This window comes from Chachezhania sediminis (assembly GCF_009765275.1).
Taxonomy (GTDB): domain Bacteria; phylum Pseudomonadota; class Alphaproteobacteria; order Rhodobacterales; family Rhodobacteraceae; genus Chachezhania; species Chachezhania sediminis.
In genome coordinates this window covers 63,737-83,884 of sequence record NZ_VOPH01000001.1, presented here as the reverse complement: position 1 = coordinate 83,884, position 20,148 = coordinate 63,737, and the positions used below count along the sequence as shown (strand labels likewise).

The following is a 20,148-nucleotide window of genomic DNA, read 5'->3' as shown; positions in this document are numbered from 1 at the left end:
GATCAGGGAAGCCGGGTCGTCAGACCCGGCGCACCGCCAGCACGGCGTTCAGGCCGCCGAAGGCAAAAGCGTTCGACAGCGCGACCGATACGTCGGCATCGCGCGCCTCGTTCGGGACGACGTCCAGCGCGCATTCCGGGTCCGGTTCCTCGTAGCCGATGGTGGGCGCGATCACCCCGTCCCGGACGGCCATGATGCAGGCCAGAAGCTCGACGGCGCCGGTGCCGCCGATCAGGTGGGCGTGCATCGACTTTGTGGACGAGATCATCAGCCGGTCGGCATGGTGACCGAACACATCCGCCACCGCGGCGCATTCGGTCTTGTCGTTGGCTGCCGTCCCCGTGCCATGGGCGTTGATATAGCCCACCTCGTCGCGGTTGATCTGCGCATCGGCCAGCGCGCCCGCGATCGCACGCGACGCGCCCTGTTTCGACGGCATCACGATATCTGACGCGTCCGAAGACATGGCGAAACCGATCACCTCGCACAGGATCTCGGCCCCGCGGGCCGTGGCGCGTTCGTATTCCTCGAAGACGAAGACGCCCGCGCCTTCGCCCTGGACCATGCCGTTCCGCCCCAGCGAGAACGGGCGGCACGCATCCTTGGACATGACCCGCAGCCCTTCCCAGGCCTTGACGCCCCCGAAGCACAACATCGATTCCGAACCGCCCGTCACCATCGCCGGCGCCATGCCCGACCGGACCATGGCGAAGGCCTGACTCATCGCGTGGTTCGACGACGCGCAGGCGGTCGATACGGTGAAGGTCGGGCCCTTCAGGTTGAACTCCATCGACAGGTGGCTGGCGGCCGCGTTGTTCATCAGCTTGGGCACGACAAAGGGATGGACCCGGTTCTTGCCGTCTTCATAGACGGACCGGTAATTGTCGTCCCAGGTCGACACGCCGCCGCCGGCAGTGCCCAGCACCACGCCGGACCGTGCCGCCAGTTCGCCTTCGAAGACCAAGCCCGACTGGGCGATGGCCTCGCGCGCGGCGATCAGGGTGAACTGGGTGAACCGGTCATAAAGCGCCATCTGCTGCCGGTTGAAGACTGTTTCGGGATCGAAATTGCGGACCTGCGCGCCGATCCGGATGGCCAGGCGGTCGACGTCCCGGAACTCCAGCTCGCCGATGCCGCAACGCCCTTCGCGCATCGCCTCCAGCGTGGCTGGAACCGAATGGCCGAGCGCGTTGATCGTGCCCGCCCCGGTGATGACAACGCGTTTCATGGGATGCACCGCCTCCCAGCGGCCGTCAGGGTGCGGCTCATGCCTGTTCGGCCACCAGCTTCTCGATGCCGGCCACGATGGCCGCGACGTTGGAGATGTCGAAATCGCTTTCGGTCGGTTCGTTTGCGTTGAACGGGACCGCGATGTCGAACTCTTCCTCGATCGCAAAGATGCTTTCCACCAGCCCCAGGCTGTCGATGCCAAGATCCTCCAGCGTGCTGTCCATCGTCACGTCGGACGGCTCCAGAACGGCCTGTTCGGCGATGATCGCGATGACCCGGTCCTTGACGCTCATGATCCCCTCCACGGGCCTGCCTTGATCTGGCGCGGGTTTACCCGTTCGGGTCCCCGTTGAAAACAGCCTTCTTAAGGTCGGCCACGTCCTTCAGCAGCCGCGGCAAGCGGCGCTGCGCCTTGTAGATTTCCGTGTGAAGTTCCATTTTTACTGCCGGATAGCCCATCATGACGCGCCCCGCGGGCACATTGGTCAAAAGCCCGGCCTTGCCGCCGATCACCGCATTGTCACCGATGAAGATGTTGTCAGTGGACCCGGCCTGCCCGCCCATCACGACATTGTTGCCGATATGGGTCGAACCGGCGATGCCGACCTGACCGCACAGCAGGCAGTCCTTTCCCACGATCACGTTGTGGCCCAGCGTCACCAGGTTGTCGATCTTGGTCCCGTCGCCCACGGTCGTGTCCCGGATAGTGCCGTTGTCGATTGTGGCATTGGCCCCGATTTCCACGTCGTTGCCGATGCGGACACTGCCCAACGAATGGATACGGACCCAGGCCTGGGCCTTGGCATCGCCCGCATCGCCCAGCGTGTGGCGCACGTTTTCCACCGCCGAGACTTCGGGCGTGACATAGGAAAAGCCGTCGCCACCCAGCCGCGCGCCCGGTTGCAGGATCACCCGGTCGCCGACGGTCACCCGCGCGCCGATGCTGGCATGTTCCCTAAGGAAACAGTTCTGCCCCAATGTCGCGTTCATGCCGACGAAGGTCTGCGGCCCCAGCACCGTGCCGTCGCCGATGCGCGCACCGGCCATGACCACGCTCATCGGTCCGATCGACACGCCTTCGCCGATCACCGCCGCAGGATCGACGACGGCCGACGGATGGATGCCGGCGGCATAGCCCTGTCCCAGATCCATCTGCCGGGTCAGGCCCGACATGGCCAGACGAGGACGCGGGGCAAAGATCGCAGCGCTCAGTCCCATCGCCTTCCAGTCGGCCCCGTCCCAAAGGATCGCCGCCCGAGCCTGGCCCTTGCCCAGATCCCCGGCATATTTCGGCGACATCGCAACCGCCAAGTCGTCCGGCCCGGCATCGGCCGGTTCGGACGCGGCAAGGATGGTCAGGTCAAGATCGCCGTCCGCCTTCAGCCCAAGCGACTGGGCCAGGGCGCCGATGCTGAACTCCATGGGTCATTGCTCCCGATCAGTGGCAACCGGGGGAGGCTTAACTGCGAACCGTGTCCAGCGCCACCCCTGCGTTCGACAGCGCCTGCCAGATCCTGGCGTCCCGGCCATAGATGTCGCGGCGGAACTGCAGGTGGCCGCGCTGGTCCGTGAAGGCCGTGCGATAGTCCAGGTGGACCGGCACCGGCTGTTCCAGGTTCACCCGCGTTTCGCGCCCGGTCTTCAGGATCCGCTGGAAATCTTCCTCGGGCGTGTCGGTCTGGGCCGACAGCAGCGCATAGGCAAAGTCGAACGGGTCCGCCAGACGGATACAGCCGTGGCTGTAGGCGCGGACATTGCGGTCGAACAGGTTCTTCTGCGGCGTGTCGTGCAGGTAGATGTTGTAGGGGTTCGGGAACATGAACTTCACCAGACCCAGCGCATTCCGCGGCGACGGCGGCTGGCGCATGGCGTAGGGAAAGGACGCGGCCGAATATTGTGCGAAATTTGCGGCGCTGCGGTTGACCACACGGCCCCGGCTGTCCGTGATCTCGATATGGCTGACGGCATTCGGGTTGGCGCGCAGCTTCGGCAGGTATTCCTTGGTGACGATCGACCGCGGCACGTACCAGCTGGGGTTGATCATCATGTATTCCATGGCATCGGAAAATTCCGGCGTCCGGCGTCCGTCGCGGTTGGCCCCCACGACCGACCGGGTCTCGAATGCGATATCGCCGTCCTGCATGATCCGGGCCGTGAAGTCGGTCAGGTTCACCCAGATATGGCGCGCGCCCAGGTCCTGGTTCAGCCAGCGTTCCCGTTCCATCGCGACCAGAACCGATTGCAGGCGATCCTGGGCCGACACGTTCAGCTGGCGGATGGTTTCCGGCCCGGCGACGCCGTCGGCCTCCAGCCCGTTGTCCATCTGGACCTGGCGGACGGCGCTTTCGACCTCCTGAGTGTAGATGCCGGCAGGGCTGGGCGACAGGTATCCCATCCGCACCAGCCGGTCGCGCAGCTTCAGCACGTCCGGCCCCTGGTCGCCACGCTCCATCTTGCGCTCTGGCACGGTCGGACCCCACAGCCCGTCCCGCGCCGCATCGGCCAGCACAAGGCGGGCCTTCATCAGGTTGCGATATTCGGTTGTCTGGGGCGGAAGCGCTGCCACGGCAGAGCGGATCCGGTCGGGATCGTCGGCGGCAAGCATCTCCAGAAGCTCGTCCGGATTGCGATAGTTCACCTCGCGCACGATCTGGCTGTCGATCTTCCGGGGCACCAGGATCCCCGACTGCACGTCGCGGGCATAGCCGAGATACGCGTCGCTCAGCGCGATTTCCAGCGCGCCCATCTGGCGGGCGGTCTGGGCCTGTTGCATCTGGGCAATCAGCCCATCGGGATTGTAGCGCGACAGCGGCAGCCCGTGCCGGTCGGCAGTGCGCAGCGCCTGGATCAGCGCGGCACGGCGCGCCTGCCCCGCCTGGGTGTCGGCGGTCCAGAGCGGCTCGTAATTCCGTTCGCGATAGAAGGTGGCGACACCGTCCTGGCCATAGGCAGATTCGGCCACGCCCTGCTTGAATGCGGTGACCTGCGCTTCCGCAGGACGCGACATCATCGGCATCAGGGCCAGGGTTGACACTGCGGCAAGCACGATAGTCGCGGCCCGAAGGCGCCTTTTCGCCCGTGCCGGTGCCGCCAGACCGGTTCGCGTCATCAGTGTCATGGTCCCGTGCTCCAGTTCTGCCTGCATGGCAACGCCGCAGGCCCTCTCGTGTTCCCCACTCTGCCAGAAGAATGCCGGTTATGGGATTGATGTGACATCACAATTCAGCCAGCGTGGCCGATCAGCACCAGCGCCCGGAAAATCAACCGGCGGCAGAGGGCCCTGGACGATTGGCAATGGTGGAAACCCGGACTCTCACGTAAAAGTGCGCAATTTTTTGCCGATTTTTAGGAACCAAATGCGATCTTGTGAATCGACACTTGGCCCAAGATTCCCGCTGTGTCATATCTTTGCCGGGATCTGGGTGTGGATAAAAAAATAAGCGCGAAAATCGCGCCTAGGCAGAACAACAGCGTACAGGACGGCGCAGAATATGCATGAAGTCACGGGAATGCCGGGTTTTTCCCGGCGGGGGATTCTCAAAGCGTTCGCGGCCAGTGCAGTCGTAGCAGCACCAAATTATGCCAACGCAGCGGGTTTCCTGCGCGGTGGTGGCGACATCCGGCGTCTCCGGATGTATTCCGGGCGCACGGGTGAGCGTCTTGACATGATATATTGGATCGATGGCGAGTACATCAAGGACTCGGTCAAGGAAATCCACCATTTCATGCGGGACTGGCGCACCGATCAGATCAAGTCGATCGACCTGCGGACGCTGGATATCATGGCCGCGGCGCACAATCTGATGGACGTGAACGAGCCTTACATGCTCCTCTCCGGCTATCGCAGCCCGCAGACCAACGCGATGCTTCGCTCGCGGTCGCGGGGCGTGGCCAAGAACTCGCTCCACATGAAGGGTCAGGCGGCCGACCTGCGGCTGAACTCGCGGTCGGTAAACCAGATGGCAAAGGCAGCTCTGGCCTGCCATGCCGGCGGTGTCGGTCGGTATTCGCGGTCGGACTTCGTCCACATGGACTGCGGCCCGGTCCGCAGCTGGGGCGCCTGAACGCTTTGACGATCAGATCGGAACCGGGTGCCCATCATCCGGTTCGATGAGAGGACGGCCCCTTCCGGGGCCGTTTTTCGTTTCCGTGAATGGCAGTCGCGGGCCGCGGCGATCAGGCCGCGCCCCAACCCCCGGGCGATACGTGGCCCTTCAGAAAACCGATCAGCGCCCGCGTCGACCCGTCCAGCGCATCCATCGGCGCAGTCCCGTCCAGAACCGGCCCCAGCGAGGTCGCCAGTTCCTTGCCCAGTTCCACCCCGAACTGGTCGTAGGAGTTGATGTTCAGGATCGCCCCTTCGACAAAGACGCGGTGTTCATACAGCGCCAGGATCATGCCCAGCACGTGGGGCGTCAGTTTCGGATAGGCCAGCATGGTCGATGGCCGGTTGCCCGGGAACACCCGGTGACGCGCGGCCGCGTCCATCTCGTCGCCGGAAAGACCCTTGGCCGCCATCATCTCGCGCGCGGTCTCGAAGCTGCGGCCATTCATCAGCGCCTGGGCCTGAGCCAGGCAATTGGCGATCAGCAACTTGTGATGGACGCCCAGGTCCGGTTCGTGCCCTTCGGCGGCGATCATGAATTCGCAGGGCACGATGTCGGTGCCCTGGTGGATTAGCTGATAGAAGGCGTGCTGCCCGTTGGTGCCAGGTTCGCCCCAGACGACGGGGCCCGATGGAATTTCCAGCGGATTGCCGTCGATGGTCACGCGCTTGCCGTTCGATTCCATCTCCAGCTGCTGAAGATAGGCAGGCAGGCGTTGCAACCGCTGATCGTAGGGCAGAACCGCGCGGGTGCCATAGCCCAGGACCTGCCGGTGCCACATGCCGACAAGGGCCAGCAGGACCGGCAGATTTTCCGCGGGCGCGGCGGTGCGGAAATGGTCGTCCATTTCGGCCGCGCCGGCCAGGAAGTCGTCGAAATCATCGGACCCTATGGCCAGCATCAGCGACAGGCCAATCGGCCCCCAGACCGAATAGCGCCCGCCGACCCAGTCGGCGAAGCCGAAAACGCTGTCGTCAGGAATGCCAAATTCGGCCGTCTTCTCCAGCGACGAGGACAGGCCTACGAACTGGTCCCGCGTGGACCCGCCGCCCGCCTCCAGCCAACGGCGGATGGAATAGGCGTTAGTCATCGTCTCGATTGTGGTGAAGGTCTTCGATGCCACGATCACCAGCGTGCGGGTCGGGTCCAGGTCGCGGATCGTGTCGGCCAGGTGCGCCCCGTCCACGTTCGACACGAAGTGGCAGCGCGGGCCATCGCCCCAGGGCGCCAACGCAAGCACCGCCATGACGGGGCCCAGGTCGGACCCGCCGATGCCGATGTTCACCACATCGGTGATGCTGCCCCCTGCCCCCTGGATCGCGCCAGAGCGGACTGCATCCGCAAAGGCATGCATCCGGCCCAGCGTTTCGCGCACGTCGGGCATGACGTCGGCGCCATCCACCATGACCGGTCCCTTGTTCGGATTGCGCAGCGCGGTGTGCAGAACCGACCGGTCTTCGGTGACGTTGATCGTTTCTCCGGTGAACATCGCCTCGCGCTTGGCGGCGGCACCGCTGGCCTCGTACAGTGTCAGCAACGCCTTCAGCGTCGCGTCGTCGATATTGGTCTTGGAATAGTCGAACAGCATCTCGCCCGCGCGGGCGCTGAACCGTTTTGCCCGTTTCGGATCGGCCTCGAACAGATCGGCAATCCGCCGTTCGCCGATCCCGGCCGCACAGACCTTCAGGTCATACCACACGAAATACTCTCCTTGGTATCTGCCCGCAGCCATTGGCGCAGGTTCGCAACAGATTGATGACCCAGCACGGAACGCATCATGGCGCCCAGTGGACGATGGCCTTGTCCAGAACGATCCGGACGGGCGCCTGTTCCGGGGAAAGGTCCGACGCGCGTTCCAATGCCGCACGCTTGTCATCGCCGTAGATCAGGATGTGCAGGGCGCGCGCGCCCCGCAGGACCGGCGCGCTGAGGCTGACGCGGACCTCGGGCTGGTCTGCGGGGCGGACGGCAACCACGGCCGGCGCGTCCGCTGCCAGCGCATTGGCCAGTCCGGGCGCGCCGGGAAAGAGCGAGGCGGTGTGCATATCCGCCCCCATCCCCAGCAGCATGACCGACACCGGCAGCACCCCGGCCACCTCGGCCGACAGGCGCGGCAGCACGCTTTCCGGCGCTGGCGACGGGGCATAAAGCGACTGGTATCGCGCGACCGAGGCCGGGCCGATCAGCAGCCGGTCCCGGATCAGCCCGGCGTTGGACCGCGGGTCGTCTTCGGGAACCCACCGTTCGTCGGTGGGCATCACCGTGACCCGGGGCCACGCAATGCCCGCCGTCGACAGCCGGTCGAAGACCGGCCCGGGCGTCGTGCCTCCCGCCACCGCCAGGGTCGCCCGCCCTTCGGTCGAAATCGCCAAATGGAGCGCCGCCGCCATTTCGTCGGCCAACCGGGCCACCGCCGTTTCGCGGTCGGGGGCGATCCGAAGATCCATCACGGACGGATCGTCCGCCAGACGCGGCCATCGCGGGCGACAAGGGCATCGGCCCCGGTCGGGCCTGTAGATCCGCCGGGATAGACTTCGGGCCGGTCGCCACGGATTTCCCAGCCGTCGATGATCGGATCGGTCCAGGCCCAGGCGGCCTCGACCTCGTCACCGCGCATGAACAATGTCTGGTTGCCGCGGATCACGTCCATGATCAGCCGTTCATAGGCATCGGCCACCGGTTCGTTGTCCCCCAGCGCCGTCGAAAACGACATGTCCAGCGGCACGTTGATCAGCCGCATCCCGCCCGGACCCGGTTCCTTGATTGTGACCTCCAGCGTGATGCCTTCGTTGGGCTGCAGCCGGATCGACAGGATATTGGCTTTATCGCCCGCATCCGCCCCGAAGATCGAATAGGGCGTGTCCTTGAACACCACCTCGATCACCGAGGACCGCGCGGCCAGCCGCTTGCCTGTCCGCAGATAGAACGGCGTGCCGATCCAGCGCCAGTTCTCGATTTCGACCTTCAGCCCGACATAGCTTTCCGTGGTCGACGCCGGATCGTGGACCGCGTCGCGGTAGCTGGGATATTCCGTGCCGTCCTTGATGAAGGCCGCGTATTGCCCGCGGACCACGTCATGGGCCGCCACGGGCTTCAGCGCGCGGATCACCTTCAGCTTCTCGTCCCGGACCGCGTCGGGTTCGAAGCGCGCGGGCGGCTCCATTGCGATCAGGCACAGAAGCTGCATCATGTGGTTCTGGACCATGTCGCGCATGGCGCCGGCCCGGTCGTAGTATTCGCCGCGTCCGCCAACCCCCACGGTTTCGGCCACCGTGATCTGGATGTGATCGACATAGCGCGAATTCCAGAGCGGCTCGAACAGCAGGTTGCCGAAGCGGATCGCCATCAGGTTCTGGACGGTTTCCTTGCCCAGGTAATGGTCGATCCGGTAGATCTGGCTTTCGTCAAAATGGTTGGCCAGGGACTGGTTCAGCGCCTTGGCACTGGTCAGATCATGACCGAAGGGCTTTTCCACGACGACACGTGCCTCTCCCCGGGCCAGGCCGTGGCCCGCGATCCGTTCCGCCAGGTCGCCGAAGAGCGATGGCGCCACCGACAGATAGAATGCGTGGATACGGTCCTCGGACAGAAGACGCGCCAGTTCCTGCCAGCCATCCTCGCCCCGCGCGTCCAGCTGGACATAATGCAGCCGGGCCAGGAACTCCTGCACTTCGACGGCGTCGATATCGGACACATCGGCGAATTCCCGAAGCGCCTCGGCCGCCATCTGGCGATAGCCGTCATTGCTCAGCTCCGACCGGGCGGCGCCGATGATCTGGCAGCAGTCGAGTATCTGACCCGCGCAGAAGCGCCGGTACAGCGCCGGAAGGATCTTGCGCCGCGCAAGATCGCCCGTACCCCCGAAGATCACGAGGTCGAACGGGTCTACCGGAATGACACGCGATACCATCTGTCGTCCTGCCTTCTGCATGAATTGCGGCGTCCCTGACAGAGCCTAGCGTGGAACACAGGTCAACGGCGCCGTGACCAAACTTCACAACCCGTCACACTTCGGTCGCAGGGACTGTCCAATCCTTGCGCTTTCGGGCTACCCTTTCCACAACCTAGCACGTCTTTGTCCCCAAGGTGTTTACCCGAATGAAAGATCTTGCCCTGACCGGCACGTCGGCCAAGTTTCGCGATCCGGAGTTGACGGCCGACGGCCAGAGACGCGCCCATGTGGCGCCGGCGCGGCTGAGCACCGTCTGGTTCAACACCGGGACGCTGTGCAACATCGAATGCGCCACCTGCTATATCGACAGCAGCCCCACCAACGACGCGCTGATCTACCTGACCGCGGCCGAGGTGCAATCCTATCTGGGCGAAATCGCCGAAGCCCGCCTGCCGGTCGGGGAAATCGGCTTTACAGGGGGTGAACCCTTCCTGAACCCGGACATCCTGACTATGGCCGGTGCGGCGCTGGACCGGGGCCTCCGGGTGCTGATCCTGACCAATGCGATGCGGCCGATGATGCGACCGCCGATCATGGCCGGGCTGATCGACCTGCTGGACGCCCATGGCGACCGGCTGACCCTGCGGGTGTCGCTGGATCACTATTCCTCGGCCCACCACGATCAGGAACGGGGCAAGGGCAGCTTCGAACGGACGCTGGAAGGGATGCGCTGGCTGGCCGGCGCAGGGTTCACGATGACCGTTGCCGGCCGCAGCAAGTGGGGCGAAACCCAGGAACAGGCCCGCGCTGGCTTTGCCGGGCTTTTTGCCCGCGAAGGGTTCAACATCGACGCGACCCACCCGGCACAGACGGTTCTGTTCCCGGAAATGGACGGCAAGACCGACGTGCCCGAGATCACGACCGCCTGCTGGGGGATCCTGGACAAGTCGCCGGATTCGGTCATGTGCGCCGACAGCCGCATGGTCGTCCACCGCAAGGGCGAGGCGCGCGCCACCGTGACTGCCTGTACGCTTCTGCCCTTCGAGCCCGATTTCGACCTTGGGCCGACGCTGGCGGGATCGTTGCGGCCTGTGTCGCTGAACCATCCGCATTGCGCCAAGTTCTGCGTCCTGGGCGGCGCCAGCTGCGCGGGCTGAAACCCTAGATCCACAAAAAGGCCCCGGACGACGTCGTTCGATCCGGGGCCCTTTCAAGGATGGGACGGGGTCAGACGAGGACGAAATCGCTGACACTGACCGATGCGGTGCCGTCCAGGAAGATCGCCATGTCGTCCCGCTGGCCGTCGCCGTCGGTGTCGACGAATACGATGGTGTTTCCGCCTTTGGATGTCGTGCCGATGCTGGGCCCCAGAACCGGATCGGCAGAAGAACCGCCGCCGATCTCGACCGCCAGGATCTCGACCGCGAAGTCGCTGAAATCCAGGACGTCCTTGCCACTGGTGAAGTCGCGGATATCGTCCATGTCCGACCTCAGCGAATCCGCCTGGCGCATGTAGACGAAGCTGTCCGCCCCGGAGCCGCCGAACATCGTGTCGCCGCCCAGGCCTCCGATCAGGATGTCGGAGCCATTGCGGCCCAGCATGACGTCACTGCCCTGGTTGCCTTCCAGCACGTCGTTCCCGGCCTGCCCGTTCAGGATGTCGTCGCCCACGCCACCTTCCAGCAGGTCGGCCCCGCCGCCGCCGACAAGGACGTCTTCGCCGCCGCCGCCGAACAGCTGGTCGCGGCCCTGCCTACCGTAAAGCTCGTCTTCGCCCATCCCGCCATAGGCGATGTCGTCGCCCGCGCCGCCGTTCAGCTTGTCGTCGCCCGTGCCGCCGTCGATGTAATCGTCGCCGCCCCGACCCAGAATCAAGTCGTCGCCGCCCCGGCCATCCAGGAAGTTGTCGCCGGCATTGCCGCCGATGGTGTTGACCATGCCGTTGCCGACCCCGGCGGTATCGCCCGACCCGACCAACTGAAGCTCTTCCACGAAGCGCGGCAGGCGGAAGTCGACGAAGCTCTGGACCGTGTCGTGGCCGCCGTCCTTCCTTTCCTCGATCGCCAGATACTCGACCTGGGTGATATAGTCGTCGTCGCCCTTCCCGCCCGAAACGAAGGCCACCAGGCTGCCTTCCATCGCGGCGAAAGAATCGTCTGCGCTGCTCAGCTTCACTTCGCCCAGGATGGTGCCGAAGTTGATCACGTCGATCTCGGACTTGCCGGAGATCGAGACACCGTCGGCGGTGATCGTGCCGGTGTTGATGAACTCGGTCGCTTCCGCATCCTCGGCTTCGTGGCGGAACCGGATGCTGCCGTAGATGCTGCCTGCGTTGGCAACATTCGCGCCTTCCCCGTCGATGACGATGGCCTTGTCGAAGCCGCGGATCACACCGGTCTTGTTGATCAGCAGTTCGATCGATCCCACGTCTTCAGTCATGGACACCGCGATGCCGCCGGACACGATGGACCCGTCCACCACAATCTTGTGGTCTCCCTCGGTGGCGGACACGGCTTTGCCGCGCTTGGTTTCGACCCCGTATCCTTCGGAGATGAACAGGTCGTCGTTCCCGGTCAGAACGACCCTATTCGTCAGCCACGTGCGCATTATGAGTGTCATGTCACCCCCCCCAGTCAAAAAGCTCTGTGATCTGCAGAAGCCGAGCTTTTGTTTAAATTATCAAAGTCCTAACACCGACGCCCCTCACTTGACCACACGGAAAGATGGAGTCGTCCGCACAAACACGCCCTGCTTCGCGTGTCGAGGGGACATCCAGTCAAAGTGGTACGGCCCGGCGGCGCAGGATGACGTTTTCGTGCGATGCAGGACTCGTCGACTGTCGGACCGGGATATGGCGACGGCTGCCTCATGGCGATTTCCCATGAGGTCGGGAGGTATGCGGAAGGATCGGAGGCCACAGGGGATTGCCGCACGCCTTCCGCACGATCTGGGTTCACAGCACACGGCCCGATCGCGCGCAGGCACGCAGACCGGCTCGCCGGACCGGCGGGCGGTCAGTGCAACGTGAACTCGCCCACAACGTGCCGCCATTCGCCGGAAGACAATAGCCGCCTGTGGGTGAACCTGACCGAATGCAATGGTCCCTCGATCTCGCGCTGCCAGAACTCCACGAACTTGAACAGCCGCGGATGATCCGGCGCGATGTCGTAGTCCTGCCAGATGTAGCTGTTGAGGACATTGGTGAAATCGGGCATGCGGTAGAAGAATTCCGCCGTGGTCAGTCCATAGCCCTTCAGCATCAGTTCGGTCTCGGATTGCTGCATTCTTTGCCCCATCCTTTCCACTTGACTGGGATCAGTGAATCGATGATGCAGGGCGCCGATTAATAATCAATAATCACAGTGTGTTAGCAGATAACACTGGCGGCTGCCAAAATGGCCGTCGGGTAGCCATTGCACCCGATATGCGCGGTCTGATACAGTCCTGCCACAAGATATAGGGCTGCCCAAATCTTCGGCGAAAGCTGGATGGCACCCGCGAAACAATGCAAAAGAACCGGGCCCGAGCACGTTGACCGACAGCACGCAACCCCCTGAAATTCCCGAGGAAACCCCGCCCGAGCGGCCAGCCTATGACGGGCCTTCGATCTCCATCGAAGCCGAGATGCGGACCTCGTACCTCGACTATGCGATGTCGGTCATCGTGGCCCGGGCCATCCCGGACCTGCGCGACGGGCTGAAGCCGGTGCATAGGCGGATTCTGTTCGCGATGCATGAAACCGGCAACACTCACGACAAACCGTACCGCAAGTCGGCACGTCCCGTGGGCGACGTGATGGGGAAATACCACCCCCACGGCGACTCGGCCATCTATGATGCCTTGGTCCGGATGGCACAGGACTTTTCCATGTCGCTGCCGCTGCTGGACGGTCAGGGCAACTTCGGGTCGATGGACGGCGATAACGCCGCCGCCATGCGCTATACCGAGGTGCGGATGGCCAAGCCCGCCGCCTTCATGCTGGCGGATATCGAAAAAGACACCGTCGACTTCCAGGACAACTATGACGGCAAGGACCGCGAACCGTCGGTCCTGCCGGCCCGGTTCCCCAACATGCTGGTCAACGGTGCGGGCGGTATCGCCGTCGGCATGGCCACCAACATCCCGCCCCACAACCTGGGCGAGGTGGTGGACGCCACGCTGGCGCTGATCGAAAATCCGGACCTGTCGTCGGAACGGCTGATCGAATACATCCCCGGCCCTGACTTCCCCACGGGCGGCCTGCTGTTGGGCCGGTCGGGCGCGCGAAAAGCGTACCTTGAAGGCCGCGGGTCGGTCATCATCCGGGCCAAGACCCGGGTCGAGGAGATCCGCAAGGACCGTTACGCCATCGTCGTGGACGAGATCCCCTACCAGGTGAACAAGGCCGCGATGATCGAGAAGATCGCCGAAGGGGTCCGCGAGAAGCGGATCGAAGGCGTGGCCCATGTCCAGGACGAAAGCGACCGCGAAGGCGTGCGCGTGGTAATCGAGCTGAAGCGCGATGCCACGCCCGACGTGGTGCTGAACCAGCTTTACCGCTTTTCGCCCATGCAGACGTCCTTCGGGTGCAACATGCTGGCGCTGAACGGCGGCCGGCCCGAGCAGCTGACGCTTTACGGCTTCCTGCAGGCCTTCATCGACTTCCGCGAGGAAGTGGTGGCCCGCCGCACCGCATTCGAGCTGCGCAAGGCGCGCGAACGCAGCCATATCCTGTGCGGCCTGGCCGTTGCGGTGTCGAACGTGGACGAAGTCGTCGCAACGATCCGCGCATCGTCCGACGCGGCCGAGGCACGGGTCAAGCTTATGGAACGTCGCTGGCCCGCGGCCGAGATCGAAGGCTACCTGCGCCTGATCGACGATCCGCTGCACAAGATGAACGACGACGGGACCTATAACCTGTCCGAGGTCCAGGCCCGCGCGATCCTTGAACTGCGCCTGCAGCGCCTGACCCAGCTCGGGGTCAAGGAAGTCACGGACGAGCTGGAAGAACTGGCCGGCAAGATCAAGGAATACCTTGAAATCCTGGGCTCGCGAGAGCGGATCCTGGAAATCATCGTGAACGAACTGAACGAGGTGAAAGAACTTTTCGCCGTCCCCCGCCGGACCGAAATCGTGGACTGGTCGGGCGACATGGAAGACGAGGACCTGATCGAGCGCGAGGACATGGTGGTGACCGTCACCTCTCGCGGCTGGATCAAGCGCACGCCGCTGGCCGATTTCCGGGCCCAGAAGCGTGGCGGCAAGGGTCTGTCGGGCATGTCGACGGGCGAAGAGGACGTGGTCACCACGCTGTTCGTCGCCAATACCCATACCCAGCTTCTGTTCTTCACAACGGACGGGATGGCCTACAAGCTGAAGACCTGGCGTCTGCCAGCCGGCGGCCGGACGGCGAAGGGCAAGGCCATCGTCAATATCCTGCCCATTCCGACCGGGGTTTCCATCGCGGCGATCATGCCTGTGGACCGGGACGAGGAGGAATGGGGCGATCTTCAGATCGTCTTTGCCACCTCGGCCGGGGACGTGCGGCGGAACGCGCTGGACGATTTCACCAATGTGAAGCGGAACGGCAAGATCGCCATGAAGCTGCCCGAAGGGGTTGAACTGGTGAATGCCCGCATCGCGACCGAAGAAGACGATGTCATGCTGGTCACCGCCTCTGGCCGGGCGATCCGTTTCCCGACCACCGATGTCCGCGTCTTCAAGGGGCGGGATTCGACCGGGGTCCGGGGCATCCGGCTGTCGGGCGACGACCGTGTCGTGTCGATGTCCGTAATCCGCCATTTCGAGGCGACACCGGACGAACGGGCCGCCTACCTGAAGATGCGCCGCGCCGTGGCGGGCCTGGCCGACGACACCGAAACCGGTGCCGACGACGAGGAAACCGATGCCATGGCCACGATCAGCCAGGACCGCTATGCCGAGATGTCGGCGGCCGAAAACCTGATCCTGACGCTGACCGCCGGCGGATCGGGCAAGCTGTCGTCGTCCCACGACTATCCGGTCCGCGGTCGCGGAGGCCAGGGCGTTGCGGCGATGGATCGTGCGATGCGCGGTGGCGCCGTCGTGGCGTCCTTCCCGGTGGAGATCGACGACCAGATCATGCTGGCCACCTCGACCGGCCAGTCGATCCGGGTGCCGGTCGACGGGATCTCGTTCCGGTCGCGCTCGGCCGGGGGCGTAAAGGTCTTCTCGACCGCCAAGGGCGAACATGTCGTTTCGGTCGCGTGGATCGCCGACCAGGGCGACGAGGACGTCGTCGCGGAAGAGTGACCCGCAACGGAATACGGCCGCGCGGCATTGCAGTTGCGCGGTCTTCTGCCGTTATGCCACGCTTCGGCTTGACCGCTTGCCACGACGTGTTGCCGTAGGTATTTGCCGCGCTACAATTGTGTGTGGTACCGCCTTTCGCAGGCCGGTATCTTAACGGAAGGTCCGGGTGCCAGGGCCAAGAAGGTCCATCGCCAAATGCCGGCACCGGTGGTCGGTCTGACCGATCAAGTTGGAAAGAAGGATTCCAAATGCTTCGTCTTGCTAAATTCTCTCTCGTTCCCCTGGTGTTCCTTGCCGCGGCCTGCGACAGCGGTGCGAACTATGCGCCTGTCGTCGACGGCGCCGGTCCGAACTATACCGCCGACCTGCAGCAGTGCCAGGCGCTGGCCAAGACGCAGAACGCGACCGCCGGCGCTGGCCGGAACGTCGCCACGGGCGCAGGCCTGGCCGCTGCCGGCACTGCGATCGTTTCGAACAAGGGCCACAACGTGCGCAACGCAGCCGCCGTCGGCGCGCTGGCCGGTGCTGCCGCGACCGCACTGGAAAGCAGCCAGCAGCGCGAAGTTATCGTGCGCAACTGCATGCGCGGCCGCGGCTACAACGTCGTCGGCTAAGCCAATCCCCTTGCGGGGGTCGAACAGGACCGGTCGCGCCATCGGCGCGGCCGGTTTTTTGTAGTCCGTTCATGGCATGGGCGGCAGGGGAACCGCGCTCGGAAGTCGGACTGTTCACGGACCACTATGCCCAACCGTCCTGCACCGCGGGGCGTGCGGCCTTCATAACGGGCCAGCCCGGCGCGCCCCCGGGACTTCAGGCCGCCAGCCCCTCGCTGGCAGAGCTGCTGAAGGCAGAAGGCTATTATCGTACCGGGCAATTCGGCAAGAACCACCTGGGCGACCGGAACGAACACCTGCCCACTGCCCACGGCTTCGACGAATTCTTCGGCAATCTCTATCACCTGAACACCCAGGAAGAGGCAGAGCAGCGCGACTACCAGGCCTTCGCGGGTTCGCTTGAGGAATACGAGGCCTGGTTCGGCGCCCGCGGCGTCCTGCATACCTTCGCGACCGATGTCGAAGACCCGACTGACATGCCCCGCTTTGGCGTCGTCGGCAAGCAGACGATCAAGGATAGCCCTGTGCGAAGACAATTGTCGCGCAGGGCAATCCCCGGCCTCAGCCCACCACTTCTGCGCAGGCCCAGCCCAGGATCAGTGGCCGCCCCGATGGCAGCGCGACGTCCACCCTTCGATCCGGTTCGGTCGTCTTGCCGAACAGCTGGACGAAGCGGTGATAATCCGGGAACCACCGCGCGTCCGGCGAGAACGACTGCACTATCATCGCTGCACTGTCGGTCTTGAAACGCTCAGCCTCGAGAACCGCAGCCGCGGTCCTGTGCAGCAACTGATAACGGATATCCCGCGGAATGTCGGACAGCCCCAGAAGGGCGGCAAGGAATGCAAGGCGTCTGGCCTTGCCCGCGGACGCATCCGCCATCCACTGACCAACCGTCGGGCCAAAGGGTTCGGCCACCTTGGCTTCGATGCTGACCGCGCAGGTGTCACCCCCGATCCGAACCAGAGCAAAGACATCGCATTGCGTCTGGCGCCCTCCTCCGGGCAAGGCGACCTTGTATTCCGGGATCGCCAGCAGAAGCTCGGCCTCCGGGCCAAGAACCGCCGCGATCTCGGGCGGCAATCCCTGGGCCACCTCCCATGATCGGGCCGTCTCCATGGCGGAAAAGCCGGCCTTCCATTGACGTGGGGATCGGCCAGGCCCGACTTCCAGTCATCCGGCCCGCGGCTTTCGACGAATATCTGTGCCATCCGCGCCTCCATCCATGGCCCTGGCCAAGGATGGAGGAAAAACGGCGTCCTTGACAGGGGATTACAGCCCGTAGAGCGCGCCGAACTTCGCTTCCAGATAGTCCAGTAGCGGGCCTTCGGTCGGTGCGGCCCCCGTCGCCCGGGTGATCAGGTCGCGCGGTTCGTAAAGGCCGCCGTGCTGCTGCACGTGTTCCTTCAGCCAGGCGCGCGCGGACGAGGTGTCGCCCTGCGCCAGTTCCGCGTCCAGGTTCGGGACCGACTTGCGCAGCGCCGCGTGCAGGCAGCCGGCATAGACATTGCCCAGCGAATAGGTCGGGAAGTACCCGAACAGGCCCACCGACCAGTGGACGTCCTGCATGAACCCGTTCGACGGCTTGTCGACCGCGAAACCGAAATCGGCCAGGAAACGGTCGTTCCAGGCGGCTTCCAGGTCCGCCGGCTTCAGGTCGCCCGCGATCAGCGCGCGTTCCAGGTCGAAACGCAGCATGATGTGCAGGTTGTACTGCACCTCGTCCGCCGCGGTGCGGATATAGCCCGATCCGACGCGGTTAGCGGCGGCATAGAAGGCATCGGCATCCGCCACACCCAGATCGCCGAAGGTAGCGCCCATGCGCTCGAACAGCCAGCCGGAGAAGGCGCGGCTGCGGCCCAGCTGGTTTTCATAGATCCGGCTTTGGCTTTCGTGGACACCCATCGACACGCCCTGCCCCAAGGGCGTCAGCAGATAGGCCGGATCGATCGACATTTCATAGGTCGCGTGGCCGGTTTCATGCACGGTCGAATAGACGCTTTCCAACGGGTCTTCGCCCTGGGTGCGCGTGGTGATCCGCACATCGTTGCCGGAGCCCGAGCTGAACGGATGCACCGCCCGGTCGATCCGCCCGCGGTTGAAGTCATATCCGAAGGCTGCCGCAACCTGGTTCGAGAACGCCATCTGCACTTCCCCGTCGAAACTGCCCTTCAGTTCCGCCGGTGCAGGCTTTTCAAGGATGGCCGACCGCAGGGCGACAAGCCGAGTGCGCATGGCGTCGAAGATCGTCGCGATCTCCTCCGCCGAGGTGCCGGGTTCGTAATCCGACAGCAACGCGTCATAGACCGAGAGGTTGGTCCCCTGTGCCAGCGCGGCCCCTTCTTCCTGCCGAAGGGCGATGATCTCTGTCAGGACCGGCAGAAAGGCCGCCACGTCCTGTTTCGACCGCGCCTCGGCCCAGATCCCTTGCGCGACGGACGTCTTTTCCGCCAGCGTCGCGGCCAGTTTCGACGGCACCTTGGTCGCCCGGTCAAAGGCGCGGCGGATCTCGCGCAGTTGCGCTTCGCCGACCATGTCGGGGGCCTTGGCGACCTCCAGCCACTCGGCCACTTCGGGCGCGGCGCGGCGGGCGTGCAGGACGCTTTCCATCGCGGCCATCTCGGCCCCGCGCTGGGTGGCGGCGCCGCGGGGCATCACCGTTTCCTGGTCCCAGCCCAGCCGCATGGACACCAGCTTCAGCGCCTCGGTATCGCGCTGGTAGGTCATCAGGTCGTCATAGGCGGTCATTTGCGATCTCCCCGGATAGAGGCGGTGACGGGATAGCTGACCTGCACGCGGGCGCGCAGGATCATGGTCAGGACAAGGACGGCGCCCAACTGGTGGGTCAGCGCCAGGTGCAGCGGCACGAAGTACAGAAGCGTCATGATCCCAAGCCCGGCCTGCAGGATCACAACGGCCAGGACCGTGGAAAAGACATGCCGGCTGCGGGGATGTGCACTGCGCCGGGACGATGCGAAGGCCAGCACCGTCAGCAGCAGCAGCAGGTAGGCGGTGCAGCGGTGAATGAACTGTACCAGCCCTGCGCTTTCAAAGAAGTTGCGCCAGAAGGGATCTGCCGTCAGGGCATCTTCGGGGAAGAATTGTCCGCCCATCAGCGGCCAGTCGGGATAGCTGCGGCCGGCGTCGATGCCGGCCACCAGCGCACCCAGCAGGATCTGAATGAAGGCCACGACCAGCAGGACGGTGGTCCAGTTCACCAGCCCCGGCTCCCGCAGCCGCCGGGCCTGCATCAGCACCCGGTCGTCGCGGGCGATCAGCATGTAGTCCCAGGCCAGCAGGCCAAGGATGACGAAGGCCAGCCCCAGATGGGTCGCCAGGCGATAACTGGCCACGTCGACCATGCCTTCACCCGACGTCACGCCCGAGGAGACCATCCACCAGCCGATGGCGCCCTGGACCCCGCCCAGTATGCCAGGTGCCGCCAGTCGCACGCCCCAGCCCCGGGGGATCATCTTCAGCGCCAGGAAGGCCAGGAAACCCACGGCCCAGACCAGGCCCACGATGCGGCCCAGCTGGCGGTGGCTCCATTCCCACCAGTAGATGTACTTGAAATCGGCCAGCGTCATCCAGCTGTTGACCAGCTGGAATTCGTCGATGGTCTGGTAAAGGTCGAATTCGGCCTGCCAGTGCGCTTCGGTCATGGGCGGAAGGGCGCCGGTGATCGGCTTCCATTCGGTGATGGACAGGCCACTGTCGGTCAGCCGCGTCATACCGCCCACGGCGATCATCGCCAGGACCAGCAGGAACAGCACGGCCAGCCAGATCCGGATCGCCGTCCGGCCCTTGCCGCCGCGGCCGCGGTCGATGGCCCCGGGCTGCACGGCCGGGCGCGTCGTCTCGGCCTCGCCCACTTCCTCGAAGATGCTGCGCTTTCCGCTCATCAGATGCCTCGCATGGGTTCGTTGGAAGGGAGTTGCCACGGTTTCGGCCAGAGTTAAAGCCCTGCCGCAGCACGGATCCGTCACGACGCGTTTTCCGGCAGCGTCGGCGGGCGCAAAACGGGCGAGCCTGGGGT

General features: G+C 64.6%; 16 protein-coding genes and 1 pseudogene. 5 read left to right on the top strand and 12 right to left on the bottom strand.

Annotated features, from left to right (window positions below; genetic code table 11):
* Positions 1-19 precede the first annotated feature (19 nt).
* From FQK05_RS00400 to FQK05_RS00385, 4 genes are read right to left on the bottom strand one after another with little or no spacing between them, the layout of a single operon-like run.
* Positions 20-1,228 carry a beta-ketoacyl-[acyl-carrier-protein] synthase family protein gene (locus tag FQK05_RS00400; protein ID WP_158963527.1) on the bottom strand — a complete coding sequence of 403 codons (1,209 nt, stop codon included), beginning with the start codon at positions 1,226-1,228 and terminating at the stop codon, positions 20-22.
* Positions 1,229-1,265: 37 nt separating this feature from the next.
* Positions 1,266-1,523, bottom strand: coding sequence for an acyl carrier protein (locus tag FQK05_RS00395; protein WP_158963525.1), 258 nt, complete (start codon positions 1,521-1,523; stop codon positions 1,266-1,268).
* A 37-nt stretch (positions 1,524-1,560) separates the two neighbouring features.
* Positions 1,561-2,652 (bottom strand): UDP-3-O-(3-hydroxymyristoyl)glucosamine N-acyltransferase, encoded by a 1,092-nt coding sequence (gene lpxD, locus FQK05_RS00390; protein ID WP_158963523.1) that lies wholly within the window; start codon positions 2,650-2,652, stop codon positions 1,561-1,563.
* A gap of 37 nt (positions 2,653-2,689) precedes the next feature.
* Entirely contained in the window at positions 2,690-4,339 is a 1,650-nt protein-coding gene (locus FQK05_RS00385) for a L,D-transpeptidase scaffold domain-containing protein (protein WP_199252597.1), read from the bottom strand.
* A 382-nt stretch (positions 4,340-4,721) separates the two neighbouring features.
* On the opposite strand from FQK05_RS00385, the gene FQK05_RS00380 reads away from it, so the two are divergent.
* On the top strand, positions 4,722-5,294 hold the full coding sequence (locus FQK05_RS00380) for a YcbK family protein (protein WP_199252565.1): 573 nt from the start codon (positions 4,722-4,724) through the stop codon (positions 5,292-5,294).
* 112 nt (positions 5,295-5,406) lie between these two features.
* Here FQK05_RS00380 and pgi read toward each other — a convergent pair whose 3' ends face one another.
* From pgi to zwf, 3 genes are all read right to left on the bottom strand, one after another.
* Positions 5,407-7,035: a glucose-6-phosphate isomerase gene (gene pgi / locus FQK05_RS00375; RefSeq protein WP_233270293.1), complete on the bottom strand. Its 1,629-nt coding sequence runs from the start codon at positions 7,033-7,035 to the stop codon at positions 5,407-5,409.
* Positions 7,036-7,111: 76 nt separating this feature from the next.
* Complete coding sequence (gene pgl / locus FQK05_RS00370; RefSeq protein WP_158963517.1) at positions 7,112-7,783, bottom strand: 6-phosphogluconolactonase; 672 nt, start codon at positions 7,781-7,783, stop codon at positions 7,112-7,114.
* The gene (zwf, locus tag FQK05_RS00365) at positions 7,783-9,246 is read right to left on the bottom strand and encodes a glucose-6-phosphate dehydrogenase (protein WP_158963515.1); all 1,464 of its coding nucleotides are present in this window, start codon (positions 9,244-9,246) and stop codon (positions 7,783-7,785) included. Before zwf ends, pgl begins: the two co-directional genes overlap by 1 nt.
* A 188-nt stretch (positions 9,247-9,434) precedes the next feature.
* Here zwf and FQK05_RS00360 point away from each other — a divergent pair, with 188 nt between their 5' ends.
* Positions 9,435-10,385, top strand: a complete 951-nt coding sequence (locus tag FQK05_RS00360; protein ID WP_158963513.1) for a radical SAM protein — start codon at positions 9,435-9,437, stop codon at positions 10,383-10,385.
* 70 nt (positions 10,386-10,455) lie between these two features.
* Here the strand turns inward: FQK05_RS00360 and FQK05_RS00355 are convergent, their stop codons facing one another.
* Together FQK05_RS00355 and FQK05_RS00350 are read right to left on the bottom strand one after the other, a co-directional pair.
* Positions 10,456-11,847, bottom strand: coding sequence for a calcium-binding protein (locus FQK05_RS00355; RefSeq protein ID WP_233270292.1), 1,392 nt, complete (start codon positions 11,845-11,847; stop codon positions 10,456-10,458).
* A 395-nt stretch (positions 11,848-12,242) separates the two neighbouring features.
* Entirely contained in the window at positions 12,243-12,512 is a 270-nt protein-coding gene (locus FQK05_RS00350) for an usg protein (protein WP_158963509.1), read from the bottom strand.
* Between the two features lie 247 nt (positions 12,513-12,759).
* On the opposite strand from FQK05_RS00350, the gene gyrA reads away from it, so the two are divergent.
* From gyrA to FQK05_RS25950, 3 genes and pseudogenes are all read left to right on the top strand, one after another.
* Entirely contained in the window at positions 12,760-15,498 is a 2,739-nt protein-coding gene (gyrA, locus tag FQK05_RS00345; protein ID WP_158963507.1) for a DNA gyrase subunit A, read from the top strand.
* 248 nt (positions 15,499-15,746) lie between these two features.
* Positions 15,747-16,112, top strand: a complete 366-nt coding sequence (locus FQK05_RS00340) for a glycine zipper family protein (RefSeq protein WP_158963505.1) — start codon at positions 15,747-15,749, stop codon at positions 16,110-16,112.
* 71 nt (positions 16,113-16,183) lie between these two features.
* Positions 16,184-16,483: pseudogene (locus FQK05_RS25950) on the top strand (sulfatase-like hydrolase/transferase); the annotation flags it as partial.
* 190 nt (positions 16,484-16,673) lie between these two features.
* Here the strand turns inward: FQK05_RS25950 and FQK05_RS25785 are convergent.
* From FQK05_RS25785 to ctaA, 3 genes are all read right to left on the bottom strand, one after another.
* A complete protein-coding gene (locus FQK05_RS25785) occupies positions 16,674-17,207 on the bottom strand; it encodes a DUF6946 family protein (RefSeq protein WP_233270380.1) in 534 nt (177 codons plus the stop codon).
* 177 nt (positions 17,208-17,384) lie between these two features.
* On the bottom strand, positions 17,385-18,860 hold the full coding sequence (locus tag FQK05_RS00325) for a carboxypeptidase M32 (protein WP_158963501.1): 1,476 nt from the start codon (positions 18,858-18,860) through the stop codon (positions 17,385-17,387).
* Positions 18,857-20,014, bottom strand: coding sequence for a heme A synthase (gene ctaA, locus FQK05_RS00320; RefSeq protein ID WP_158963499.1), 1,158 nt, complete (start codon positions 20,012-20,014; stop codon positions 18,857-18,859). Before ctaA ends, FQK05_RS00325 begins: the two co-directional genes overlap by 4 nt.
* Positions 20,015-20,148 lie beyond the last annotated feature (134 nt).

Coding starts and splice junctions, on each gene's coding strand:
- FQK05_RS00340 (WP_158963505.1), top strand. CDS start 15,747: ATGCTTCGTCTTGCTAAATTCTCTCTCGTTCCCCTGGTGTTCCTTGCC.
- FQK05_RS00325 (WP_158963501.1), bottom strand. CDS start 18,860: ATGACCGCCTATGACGACCTGATGACCTACCAGCGCGATACCGAGGCG.
- FQK05_RS00380 (WP_199252565.1), top strand. CDS start 4,722: ATGCATGAAGTCACGGGAATGCCGGGTTTTTCCCGGCGGGGGATTCTC.
- FQK05_RS00400 (WP_158963527.1), bottom strand. CDS start 1,228: ATGAAACGCGTTGTCATCACCGGGGCGGGCACGATCAACGCGCTCGGC.
- ctaA (WP_158963499.1), bottom strand. CDS start 20,014: ATGAGCGGAAAGCGCAGCATCTTCGAGGAAGTGGGCGAGGCCGAGACG.
- FQK05_RS00360 (WP_158963513.1), top strand. CDS start 9,435: ATGAAAGATCTTGCCCTGACCGGCACGTCGGCCAAGTTTCGCGATCCG.
- FQK05_RS00355 (WP_233270292.1), bottom strand. CDS start 11,847: ATGACACTCATAATGCGCACGTGGCTGACGAATAGGGTCGTTCTGACC.
- pgl (WP_158963517.1), bottom strand. CDS start 7,783: ATGGATCTTCGGATCGCCCCCGACCGCGAAACGGCGGTGGCCCGGTTG.
- FQK05_RS00385 (WP_199252597.1), bottom strand. CDS start 4,339: ATGACGCGAACCGGTCTGGCGGCACCGGCACGGGCGAAAAGGCGCCTT.
- FQK05_RS00395 (WP_158963525.1), bottom strand. CDS start 1,523: ATGAGCGTCAAGGACCGGGTCATCGCGATCATCGCCGAACAGGCCGTT.
- lpxD (WP_158963523.1), bottom strand. CDS start 2,652: ATGGAGTTCAGCATCGGCGCCCTGGCCCAGTCGCTTGGGCTGAAGGCG.
- FQK05_RS00350 (WP_158963509.1), bottom strand. CDS start 12,512: ATGCAGCAATCCGAGACCGAACTGATGCTGAAGGGCTATGGACTGACC.
- zwf (WP_158963515.1), bottom strand. CDS start 9,246: ATGGTATCGCGTGTCATTCCGGTAGACCCGTTCGACCTCGTGATCTTC.